The sequence below is a fragment of the Methylomonas sp. LW13 genome (assembly GCF_016865255.1).
Taxonomy (GTDB): Bacteria; Pseudomonadota; Gammaproteobacteria; order Methylococcales; family Methylomonadaceae; genus Methylomonas.
Map to the genome: position 1 here is coordinate 3531119 of NZ_CP033381.1, position 12362 is coordinate 3543480.

At 52.8% G+C, this 12362-nt stretch carries 8 protein-coding genes; 1 reads left to right on the plus strand and 7 read right to left on the minus strand.

Annotation, left to right across the window (positions count from 1 at the left end; genetic code table 11):
- Positions 1–329: 329 nt before the first annotated feature.
- The 5 genes from JL719_RS15955 to JL719_RS15975 form a co-directional block, all read right to left on the minus strand.
- Positions 330–4256 (minus strand): PAS domain S-box protein, encoded by a 3927-nt coding sequence (locus JL719_RS15955; protein WP_051669605.1) that lies wholly within the window; start codon positions 4254–4256, stop codon positions 330–332.
- 49 nt (positions 4257–4305) lie between these two features.
- Positions 4306–5448 carry a response regulator gene (locus JL719_RS15960; protein ID WP_033155296.1) on the minus strand — a complete coding sequence of 381 codons (1143 nt, stop codon included), beginning with the start codon at positions 5446–5448 and terminating at the stop codon, positions 4306–4308.
- A 234-nt stretch (positions 5449–5682) separates the two neighbouring features.
- Positions 5683–7164 (minus strand): N-acetylmuramoyl-L-alanine amidase, encoded by a 1482-nt coding sequence (locus tag JL719_RS15965; RefSeq protein ID WP_033155297.1) that lies wholly within the window; start codon positions 7162–7164, stop codon positions 5683–5685.
- A gap of 9 nt (positions 7165–7173) precedes the next feature.
- Positions 7174–8544 (minus strand): hypothetical protein, encoded by a 1371-nt coding sequence (locus tag JL719_RS15970; RefSeq protein ID WP_051669607.1) that lies wholly within the window; start codon positions 8542–8544, stop codon positions 7174–7176.
- 116 nt (positions 8545–8660) lie between these two features.
- Positions 8661–9689 (minus strand): M14 family metallopeptidase, encoded by a 1029-nt coding sequence (locus JL719_RS15975; RefSeq protein ID WP_174843459.1) that lies wholly within the window; start codon positions 9687–9689, stop codon positions 8661–8663.
- A gap of 264 nt (positions 9690–9953) precedes the next feature.
- Here JL719_RS15975 and JL719_RS15980 point away from each other — a divergent pair, with 264 nt between their 5' ends.
- A complete protein-coding gene (locus JL719_RS15980) occupies positions 9954–10310 on the plus strand; it encodes an Imm51 family immunity protein (RefSeq protein WP_033155298.1) in 357 nt (118 codons plus the stop codon).
- Positions 10311–10458: 148 nt separating this feature from the next.
- Here JL719_RS15980 and JL719_RS15985 read toward each other — a convergent pair whose 3' ends face one another.
- Together JL719_RS15985 and JL719_RS15990 are read right to left on the minus strand one after the other, a co-directional pair.
- Positions 10459–11889: a glutamate-cysteine ligase family protein gene (locus JL719_RS15985; RefSeq protein WP_033155299.1), complete on the minus strand. Its 1431-nt coding sequence runs from the start codon at positions 11887–11889 to the stop codon at positions 10459–10461.
- Between the two features lie 111 nt (positions 11890–12000).
- Entirely contained in the window at positions 12001–12360 is a 360-nt protein-coding gene (locus tag JL719_RS15990) for a DUF4186 domain-containing protein (RefSeq protein ID WP_033155300.1), read from the minus strand.
- Between the last annotated feature and the right edge of the window lie 2 nt (positions 12361–12362).

The window sequence follows — 12362 nt, forward strand, 5'->3', positions numbered from 1 at the left end:
GGTTGCATAGACCCGCCATTTTTTTCGTCACCAGTCTGAGCACATCGGGGCAATCAAGCGATGATTAGTAACCCGGCCACTAACTACCGTTCGCCTTAGTGCCCTTGCGGGCACAGAACCTGCGGAATGCAAACCAGCCGGGGCTTCAACGAGCTCAGCCTTTATGCCCCTGAGGATACGAAAGGGATAACGGTGTGCAATATAGGACCGGGAAATCCTTTCCTGGGATGATGACGAGCGGTCACCCCTTAAATGTCGCCGCTACCGCGAAAGCAGCCTCTCCGAGGCTGCGGACGACGTGGCTGATGGCATAAATAGTTTCGGAGGCCTTAACCAGCGACAGTCCGTTTACGCTGCAACTCCGCCAGAGTCGTTTCCAGCGCATTGGCCAAACCTTCGGCCAGTACCATCGCTTCTTCGGCCTGATCCTTGGCGGCCACCTCGGCTTGCTGCGCCAAGTTCTGTATTTGCTGAATCTCGAAAATACCGGCAAAACCTTTCAAATTATGCGCCACAAATTTAATGGCGGCATAGTCGCGCTGCTCAGCGGCCAACCTTAGTTTATCGACGTTAGCCTGCTGCGCGCCGTCCAAGGCGTTGTCGATCAACTTGTCTATAAAGGCCTGACGACCGTCAAAACGCTGCTGTAAGGCCTCCCAATCGATCAAGCCTTCAGTCGCTACCGCCACCATAGCCTCATTTGCCGCATCCGAAATTTCAATTACCGCGGCAGCACCAGCTTTTCCGCTTGCGTCGTCAGACACTTTGCTGATGGGCACATGCTGCCGCAACGCACCGACCAGGGCGTTGGCATCAATGGGTTTGGTAACGCGATCCCGCATGCCCGTTTCCAGGCAGCGCTGCCGCTCTTCGGGCATGGCGTGAGCGGTCAAACCGATGATTGGCAAATCCGGCGCGATTTCCAGAATACGCCGCGCAGCCTGATAACCATCCATGACCGGCATCTGAATGTCCATCAGCACCGCATCGAAACCGGCATAGCCGGCTTCCTCCAAGCGATCCAGCGCCTGTTGGCCGTTTTCCGCAAAAGTCACCTGCGCGCCTTCGTGGCTCAACAAATCCTCCAATACCAAGCGATTTAAAGCTACGTCTTCCGCAGCCAATATTCTCAAACCGCGCAAACGTCCGCCTTTGTCCTGATGATAATCCGCTGAATGCTCGACACCGGCATCCGTCGCCGGTAGCGGCACAGTCAAAGTGAATTTGCTACCTGTCCCCAACGTACTTTTGACGACAATATCGCCGCCCATCAAGTTGGCCAGATCCCGGCTAATTGCCAAACCTAAGCCGCTGCCGCCGAATTTACGGGTGGTAGAGTTATCCGCTTGCTGAAAAGCGGTAAACAGACGACCAATCTGCTCGGCGGTCATGCCGATACCGCTGTCCGTGACACTGATGTCCGTCATATCGTTGTACCGATAAATTTCCAGACTGACATAGCCATGATCAGTAAACTTCACAGCATTTGACAATAAATTCACCAAAATCTGTCTTAAGCGCAAGGGGTCGCCAATCACCCATTCCGGCAAATCTTGGGGGCGATGCACTATTAAATCGAGTTGCTTTTCCTTGGCACGCATATCCACCAGACTGATGGCATCTTGTATCAACGCATCCAGACGAAACGGATGCTCGTCTAAGGTCATCTTGCCGGCCTCAATTTTGGAAAAATCCAAGATGTCGTTGACCACACTGAGTAAATGCATGCCGGCATCGTAAATACGGGCGCTGTTTTCCTGCATATTCCGCCCGGCATTATCGCGTAGGTTCATTTTGGCCAGGCCGATAATGGCATTTAATGGTGTACGAATTTCATGACTCATATTGGCCAGAAACTCGCTTTTCATATGCACCAAATGCTCCGCCTCCAAACGCGCAGCTTCGTGCGCCTGCTCTACTGCCTTGCGATGGCTGATGTCACGCATAACCCCAATGTAAGTGCTACCAAAATCATCCATCAATTCGTTGACGCTCAACTCTATCGGCACCAGCAGCCCATCCTTACGCTTGCCTTCCACTTCGATTCGCCGGCCGATCATCACCCGTTCCTTAGTATTGTCCAGATGCCGGCGCAAATAACCGTCATGCTCGGAATAGTAAGGCTCCGGCATCAACATCTTCACATTTTGCCCCAATAACTCGTCTTCCTCATAGCCAAACAAATCGCTAATGGCGTCGTTAACCAGCAGCATGATGCCTTTGTTATCAATCAACACCACGGCATCGGACATGGTCCGCAGTACCGCCCTAGTCCTGGCTTCGCTGGTCATCAGTGCCGCTTTGGCACGTTTTTTTTCGCTGATGTCGCGCACCGTGGCTTGCAGCAAAATTTCGTTGTCGATCTCCACCCGGCTGAGTTGCACTTCGGCGTAAAAGGTTTCGCCGGTTAAGCGTTGGTGCAACCATTCGAAGATCACCGAGCCTTCGGCGATGGCCTGCTCGAGCTTTTCATTGGCCAGCTCGGAGGATGATAGGCCGTTTGGTTGAAATTCCGGCGACAATGAGGCCGGGGTTTGCGCTAAAAACGCTTGTTCATCCCGGCAAGCAAACAGATTGAGTGCCGCTGGGTTAACCGAGATAAAGCCACGGCTGGCACTGAGGGTCATCAGCGCATCCCGCGAAGATTCGAACAGGGCCCGATGGCGCTGTTCGCTGGCTTGCAAAGTCTGTATCGCCTGTTTTTGCGCGGAAATGTCTCTGATAAAGGCGCTGAACTCGACAGCAGTTGCCAATTTGTTAGGGGTGATGGCCAATTCAATCGGAAATTCATGCCCGTCACGGTGCAGCGCCACCACTTCAATTCGCTGGTTCAAGACCGTTCCGCGCCCGGTATCCAAATAGCGCCGTATGCCTTGCTGATGAGCTTGTTGGTAACGCTCCGGAATAATCACATCATGCAACAAGCGGCCCAAGACTTCGGTGGCCGGCCAACCGAATATCTGTTCGGCCTGGCGATTCCAGCCATTGATAAAACCATCGGCGTCCATCTGCACCAAAGCATCCAACGCGGTGTCGACAATACTGCGGATGCGGATTTCGTCCTCGCGCCTCGCAGCCAATAGCGCCGCAAAACCATCGGCCATTTCGTTAAAACTCTCCGCAACCTGCCCGATTTCATCACGCAGGGTTAACGGCATTCTTTGCTGAAAATCGCCGCCGGCAAACGCTTTTGCCGTTTTCGCCAGCCTCTCCACGTATTGGCTCACCGCAAGATGGGCGCCAATCGCAAAATAAATGATCAGCATAAATATAAAGCCGGGGATGCCGATACTCAGCGCTAGCGTGGTTTTCGCCACGCCAATTCTGGCCTCGATCAGTTGTTCGGCTGCAGGGATAAAACTGTCGTAAATTTCCGCATACGCTGTATCCAGCGCTAAGGTAACGGTGGAATGAAAGTATTCCGGATTGATGGAGAATTTTTCCTGGACAATATCGGCAATGACATGCTGAGTAATTAGCCTGGCTGCGTTGACAATATTTTCCCTGGTGGTGGCGAGTATTGGGTGCAATTCCGGTTTATAGCGTTTAAAGTCATGAGTCGTTTCTTCAATGACCCTGATGCCGGATTCGATTCTGTCCTTAATCAGGTAAATTTCGATTTTTTCCTGAGCGCTAATCTGCTTTTTGGCCAGTATCCCAATGCCATACGCACGCAATTGCGCAACGCCTTCCAGGGCCTTTGGCATTTGCTCGGTTACCAGCATGATCAGATGGTAGGAATCCAGATTCGAGTCGGTGAACAACAAAGATTCCTCGCCAATCAGTTCTTCTAAATCCAATAACTTCTCGACCAAACGGCTGTGTAAGCGGTAGCTTTCTTCAATGCTTTGGTTGGCGGCGTTTTGCCGGAGTTGCTCCCAATCGTTTTTTATATCCGCGTATGCCGCAGCGGTCAACGAATCCGCCGCCAGCGTTGGCCCCAAAGCCGATAAGGCCGCAGCGACTTTGGCTTCCGATACGTCAAGTTTATCGCGCAAACTCTCTATGCCGCCGAGCACCGCCACGGTGATGCCGCGATGCTGCTGCACAGATTGCATGGTCTGCGTAATATGCTTGATTTGCAACAGTCCCTGCAGTTCGCGCTCTGAATCCAATATCACCCGGTTCAGACTTTGATAAAGAGCGTAAAACACCACGGCAACCGCCAGCAACGACAGAAAACCTATCACCACAAACTTCTTGCTGAAACTCAATCGATTCATCAGCGCCACGGCGGGCGAAAACAACGCTTGCATAGGCAATCCTCGGTGCGATTATTAGATCGGTAGGGATTCAGGCGGGTACTTATCGGCGAGTTTGGGCCGATTGCAGCAAGGCTTTTTGCTTTTCGACAATTTGGTTCAAACGCAAGGCTAGCCTGTTGTCGTTCTCGAACAGGTTGTCCATCTGCGAAGTGAGTTCGTCCACATAACCGTGCAGCAAAAACTCCTGGCTATCAGTCAACCCCAGATGAATAAAGGCGCTTTCCATGTTCATTTTGTGCTGTTCGGCCAAATTCACCATCTGCGAGTGATTACTTTGTTGATTGGCCTCGATCTCGATCAATAAATCGGTCAACTCTCTCACGCCTTCCAGGCGGGCATTCGCTTCCTGTAGACGTTGTTGTTCGCTGATCATGGCTTCGATACGGGCACCGGCACCTTCGGCAAGTATCGCCAGATGATCGCGCAAGCGGCCGATCGCATCCGGATCGTCGGTATCCAGACCGGTCACCAAGAGCGTCACGTGCGGAAAATTAAACACCAAGCGATCACCGGCCTGATAAATCCGGCCCAACTTAGCCACGTAGGTAAGGATGGAGGCTTCGAGCGGCGTACAGATTGTTTCCGGACTAAAGTCGTATTCGTTGGCGGTATCGGTCAATTTCACCAAACCGTTTAGATCGTATTGCTGCAAAGTCTCGATTAACAAACTACCCAATTGCTGAAACGACACGCATTGAAACGATGAGCGTAAGAACTGCAATACCGTGCCGGTTTCGCCCAAACTGGACATAGCGGTAAATGCGGTTTTTTGTGCGTAAGACAGTTGCGATTGCAGTTGCCGTTTTTGCTGCTCGGCTTCGATGGCCAAATCGACCTTGCGCAGAAGCACGTCTTTTTTGGCGTTTTTCGGAATAAAATCGTTACCGCCGGCATCGAACGCGGTCAGCAAAATCTCCAGATCGTCGTGGGCAGACACAAACATGACCTGCACATCGTCATTGCCGTCAGCGCGAATCTGCCGACATACCTCGATACCGCTGAGGCCCGGCATTTCAATATCCAACAAAATCAGATTGGGGGCCAAATCCATGGCGGCCAAACATTCCTCGCCATTGGCAAACTCGTGGAGTTGATAGCCATGCCCCTGCAATTGGTCGGTTATGACCAAACGCAACAGTGCATCGTCATCCACTACAAAAATACAGAACGGTTTTTCGGGCATGATATTTCCTGGGTTGCTGGATTTGCGGGTGAGGCGATAGCGTGTGCCAAATAAGCATAGCGGTCCGAGCCAAAATTGCCCGACCGCTTAGTTAAACCATCTTAACAGCCGCAGCGAACATTCATGCCGGCGGCCGGGCAGAACTGTGACGGCCGCATCGGTTGTGAGAATAAGCTTGTGATAAGGCGCCAAAAATACCTGATCACCAGCGGGATTAGCGTATACAAGCGCGAATCAGGCGCCGTGCGCATTGGCAATAGCCAACGCCGCCCAATCGAAGGCTGGGCCTATATCCCATTTATCGCTGCGAAAATTCACATGACTGGCGATACCGGAATAGCTCTGAAAAAAATCCAGATCGCGTTCAAATTGCTTGGCTTTGGGAGGCAAGGTTTTCGGTATGGAAAATCGCCCGCATAAATCGTTCAGCAACAAGCGAATCGCTTCTACCTGCTGCGCTGGAAAGGTAGCGAAATACTGCTCGCCCCGATAGCTGGTTTGCATATATTTATCGGTTTGGGCTTTGTCACAGTATTTAGTACCGAATAACTGGGTTTGGCCCCGACGCGGCGGCCACCAATTCAAGACCTCCGGATTATCCGCCGCCGGTCGCAATGGTCCGACATTGGCAATTTCTATCGCTATTGAGCGTTGATCCAGTCGGCCGCTAAATCCCGTCACCCCCAGATGATAAGCCCACTGCGTCGGATCGAACACTTCATAGACCGTGCCGTCGACATCGACCAGATAGGCTGCGGCAATATGTTGCGTATCGCCGATCCAGGTATCGAACGCCGACTTGGCTGACGAACCCGCCGTGAAGTGCAAAACAATCAGATCTTTTTTTGGCCTCTCGGTAAAAAACTGCCCAGCCGGCAAACGGAATCGGGAGCGATTGATCTGCAAACCGGCAACCGCAGCGGCAGCTTGGTCACGGAGCAGCATAGTATCGGTACTCGCCTCGTCTTCGTTCGGCGTTAGCAATACCCGCGGATTGGGCCGATCTGTGGCCCCCGCCCAGAAAAAACAATTGTCTTTATCCTGATACCAATAGCCGTTGCCGGATACCACATCACCTGCCGTAAAGCTGACGACCTCGACTTTACTGCCGGCATCCAAGACGCGCAGCACCGGTGCACTGACAGATGCGCGACTGCGGAGATTTACTTTACTCAGCAAGCCGATTGGCTTGCCGGCCACCAAATCGGCTGCCGGATCGGGCAACGCAGTGGCAATCAGCTTGGCAATATCGACACGCGCACCGGGGCAGTTTACCGAGGCACGAATCGCGCTATGCGACAACACATGATCCGCATCGACGCTAATCCGCCAGCGGTCGGCAATTTCCCTGATTAATTTCGAGCATGCCGCTAATTGCATGGCCGTAGGCGGGCCAAGCACCGACACTTCTAAGGCAACACCAATCGAGAAAAAATTGGGATTGGTGTTGGGCCGCTGCTTGATAAATTCGGCAGCCGGATTGACCACCAAACCGGCATGAAATGCCGTGTCGGCTTCCTGGACGTATTGATGAATCTCTCCATTGTTGCCGATGGCGTAATGCACAGACTGCAACGTGCCCGGCTTGTTGTAGCACATAGCGGCATTCGTCAAGCTGCCATCAGTCGTATGCAAAACTATAATTTCCGGTTTGAAGCCTGCCGGGCGGCCGGTCCGAAAATTACCCGGCGCGCAGCCTATCCATTGCTTTTCCATACGGCCTCCTCAGCCCTGCGCCTTCAGATCGCCACGTTCGCCGTGTAACGGATTGGATGCCGGCAAAGTGCCGGGGGTTTGAGGTTCGCCGCCCGCAGTCTGCGTGGTTTGGCGGATTGCTTTCTGCTCATCATCCTTGCGGGCAAGGCCGGAGCGCAATTGCACCAGCTTACTCAATGCGTTATACCAAAACGGCCCGCCCAGACTCAGTAGAAAAATCGACAAAATCAAACCGGGAATACTCACCAGCTTCCAATGCTTACACCAAGCATCCCGGTCAACCGGCAAACTGATCAAGCCCTGTTGAGCTAGAAAATTCAGATAATACTTTTGCTTTTCCTGATCGATGCCTTCTTTGGCTGTAACAGTCTCGTCAGCCGAGGTCTCGGTATCCTGCTCTCCGCTAGCTTTGGCAGCGGCTGGTTCAACTGCATCCTTTAGTTGCGGATCTTCGGTTAGCGAAGGGGCCAATGCCACAAAAGTCGCGCGCATTTGCTCGTCCATAGACAGCCGATTGATCAAATACACGGTGTCCAACTGCAACGCAATCGCTACCAGGGCGGCGCTGATCACGCTGACTACGCGGGTGGTGGCGGTAAATCTGACGCTGACCCGGTCAAGCAAATGGTCGAAATTCAAACAAATTTTCGCCAGAAAATCGCTGGATGCTTCTTGTAGCAAGGCATTAGCCTCACGCACGTCGTGCGCCAGTTCCGGGTTGGATTTTTCAAATTCCAGCGCTAGCATCCGCGCGTTTTTCAAGGTAGAGGCCGGATCTTCGATACCATTGTCGTGCAGCACGGATTTCAACTTGTCCAGCAGATCGATTTGTCCGGCGACGATTTTCTCCAACTGCTGAAACTGTTGTTTTTTGGTTTCGGCCTTTTCTTTTTTGATCTTGGCAAGCAAAGCTTCAATATCCAGGCGCTTAAAAAACAGCGGATATTCCAGGAGTTTGCTCTCCAGGGCCTCCGTGGCTTGGCCAACATTGATGGCTTTATTGGCTAGCCTGACTTTGATCTGTTCAAATTCCGTTTTGATCGACACATCGTAGCCAGCCGCTAAATCCAGCAAAATCTTGATAAATTCTTCGCGATGGATCACTTCGCCGAACTGAAAAAATTGCAACCACGCCGGCAGTCGGCAGCGACAGCGGCCGCCGATAGTCCGTTGCGTCAGGGTTAAGGCGGCGATGGCCTCGGCCTCGGTTCTGGAAAACCTTGCATCCAGCAACTCCAGCAAGTCGGCCAAACCAGTGCGTAGATTGCGGCCGCGGCTGGCCAGTAAATTAAGTATTCCTTGGCTAATCAACGTCACCGCCATGCTGACGATCAACATCACCACCGACAAACCCAGTAACACGTCGAGTGACTTCAACATTATTCTTCTCCTTTGGAAGGCCGTTGCGGCCGAATGAATCTAACATTCCCGCAAAGGCGGCGTCCAGGATTTTGGTTTTTAGCGCTTCCCGCCGCGACACAAACTCAAATGCCAGTCTAAACAGCCAAACGCTCCATCAAATAACACAAACAGTCCTGGCGGATGACTCGTTCGTCCAGCGTTAGCATGGACGGCATTGTTTGCCGCGTGACTTGCACTTGGCCATCCGTAACAGTCAGGAATTGCTCCGTAACCGGCTTACCGTCGTTGTCTTTGGCAATCAAGGGCATCCTGGCGCAGTCGGTTGTGCCCAACACCTTACCGGCCGGAATCTCCGTGAAATTCAGACTTTCCAATTCCGGATCAAGAAGCAGATCGGCCGTGGCATCGCTAAAGCTATAACTGACATCTTCAGCAACAGTCACTTGCGCGACGGTGTGATAAATATCCACATCCTGCTTCGCAATCGGCTGGGCCGGAAATTCATGCAAGTGCAAGCAACTGTCCAGAAATTGAAAAGCATGTTCGGTACCGTGCGGCTGGCCGGGACGGCCGCATTCCAAAGTCACCGCCGGGCAAAACTCGGCAAAGGCGCTGGACTGCGTGCCCTTGGGATGGGTGAAATACACCAGCAAGCGGCCAAACAGCGCGCCGAGATGCAGAAAATCCTTACCCAATTTATTGATGCAGGCGTAATGCGGATTCAAGCCGGTATTGTTATGTACATCCACGCTGGCAAACACCTTGCGTTCGCGCATGATCTGGCAAATCTGCGCTGCCCAAACCGCTTCCGGCGACTCTGGTAAGGCTGTGCCGGGCCAGATGCGGTTGAAATCCGGCTGGCCATCCAGCCGTCTTAAATTGAAACGCGCCGCCTGGGTATTACCGAAAAACAAGGTCAATCCGCGCGGCAAGCTTTGGCCGTGATATTTTTGCAGCAGCTTTTGTACGGCCAGAAAACCGGTGGATTCGTTGCCGTGCAACAGCACCGAGACGAATAACGTTTCCGGGCGTTTGCCGGGGAGGTGGAAAAGCGTGGGCTCGGTGATTAGGGTGTGTAGGTTATTAACCGAAATATCCAGCAAACCGTTTGGCAGGCTGTCGAATTGTTTGGGGATGCAATTGGCGCGTGAAATCTGTGGCATAACGAATTTAACTGATTTGCTTGGAGCGATTCTATCGTTATTTTCAGGCTGACATAAATGAAACCGGGAAAACCACCTACACTTACCCGGCCACAGCATTATTAACCCGGCCCTATTTATCTCTGGTGCCCCGTTAAGGCTGAGCTCATCGAAGCCCGAGGTGGCTGACCCTTCGTTAAACTCAGTACCCTCAGGGCAAAGGCGAATGGCATTTCCGATCTACGCATCCGCTAAATTTCACTAAATTTACATCCCGAGGTCCTTATGGATAAAGACAATACAGACAAGACCACCTATGCGCCGTTCATTCTTCTGGACTCGGGAGAATACCGGTCTCTAATACTTTCCGACCAGGATATGGTTGAGAAATTGCATGTATTCGAAGAGCGGGCTGACGAAGGCTGGAATGGCAACGGTTACGACTGGAACTCAATTGCTCAAGTCATACTATTCGAACAACTGCCCGATTTACAAGATGAGCTCGATTTCGATCCGGAGGCGGGAATGTTTTCCGCACAAGGATCACGTTCCGCGCTGGAACGTCTCGGAAAAGCAATGTCATTGGCCTTTAACAACGAAGAGGTACTTCGAGATCTGCTGTCACGGGCTGAACTTGATTGATCGGTTGGCGTAGAACATTTGTTTATCATTCCCACGCTCCAGCGTGGGAATGTAGCCCGCACCGCTCCAGCGGTGCACATCGGGACGCTGGAGCGTCGTGCAACCCTGTTCCCACGCCGGAGCGTGGGAACAATGATGTTGTGCTTATTCATATCCCCCACCCGGCAACCGCTTCCTCGCTCCGCTGCCGCTGCAAATAAACCCGCGTCAGTTCCGCAAATTCGCCCGGATTTTCCTTGATAAACCGCCGCTGCCAGTGGCTGCCGGTCTGTTGATTGGCTAGGCGCTGGCGAATCACATCCAGATAATTCTCACAATCAGCAGTGCAGATGCCCAACGCCTGCAAGCCCTGAACGGCACGCGGCACTAGCTCCTGCTCGATCAGCACCGCCAACCGTAGTTTATGTTCACCAAACCAGACGACATGACTATCCAAACCGTGCCGCGCCGCTTGATAAAAATTATCCTTGGCCTGGGCGAAGGATAACTCCGCCCCGCCCGCTTGCCATTCGTCGGCCAGATTTTTCACCAGTCCATAATAAAAGGCGGCGTTGGCAATCATGTCCAGTACGGTCGGCCCGGCGGCCGGCGTACGGTGTTCGATACGGATATGCGGCGTACCGTCGGCATCGAAACCCACCAGCGGCCGGTTCCAACGCCAGATCGTGCCGTTATGCAGGCGTAAGTGTTGAAACGCTTCCGGCGCATCGTCGAAATACTCCGGCAGCAGAACCGGAAAATGCTGCTGGTTTTCTACAAAGCATTCCAGGATCGAATGCCGGGCAAAATCGGAGCCAAAACTGACCCGGTGCAAGGGCCCGTCGGCGGCCCCGGCATAGCCGCCGGTGGCAATGGCCTGTTCGAACAAGGGAATACGGGTTTCCGCCCAGAGATCCTTACCAAACAAAAACGGCGCGTTGGCAGCCAACGCCACCATCGCCGCCGAAGCGATGATAGCCGCGTTATACACATGATGAGCGATGCTAAGCGGGCATTGGATATGCAATTGAAACGAGGTGGTGGCGGCTTCCAGCATCACATCGTGATGCTCTATTTTCAGATGCTCATGCCCGCATATATCCAGCACAATCGGCCGGCCTCGGCAGCGCAAAATCTGTTGATTCAAGGCCCGATAACGATTCATGTCCGACATATTGCCCAGATGCAGATCGCTTTGCTGCAAGGTCGGCAAGGTGCCTATCGCCAATAAATGCAAATCCAGTTGCCGGGCGTGCTGTTCAGCTTGCTGCCAGGTGTTTTGCAAATCCTGATGCATGCGGCTGAAAACTTCGCCGGTCAACGCCAGCGGCGGCGTGTTCAGTTCGATATTGAATTTGGCCAATTCCGGACCGGCCATAGGGTGGGCAAAAGAGTGCAGATAGTCCTGATTCATCGGTGCCGGCCGCATGTAGTCGTCCAGCAGCCAAGCTTCGATTTCAAAACCAGCCACCGGCTCGGCTTCCGAACAGGCGCGGCTGTTAATCAGCCGGCCCAGCAGTTCGGTTTCTGCAGATAGGCGCTTGCGGAAACGCTGAAAGTCGGCATCTTGATAGATTGCGGCATGAATTTCTTGACCCATGACATTTGCGCTCTTAGTCCGGCGGAACAGCAGGGAATAGTAAGACCATTGCAGCTAAAGCACGAATTTAATCCATTTATGCGAATTACATATCTGCCGTTATCTGGCTGATTAAATATCGGTAACAGCAATCCTTAACCACCGCTCCAACACCTTACAAACATAGGTTTGTTCGTCGTCATTTAACTCTCTACCCTGCGGAATTTTATGCCATTTTTCCAGGCATCCCCGACAGCAGCAGGCGGTGGCGTGTTGCGCGACGAATACCGGATGGCCGCGAAACGGGGTTTGTTTGCCGTCATTGCGCGGCTCGGCGGCGGCCAGGCGCTTTTCGACAAAGTCCCTGGCGTGGCTCAATACCGTTTCCATGCCTTTGCTCTTTAGATAATCCCGGTCTTTGGCATTCAAACGAAACTGGCTGCGGAATCTGGATTTAGCCAAACCGGCAAATAGTTCGTCCAAATCCCGCACGG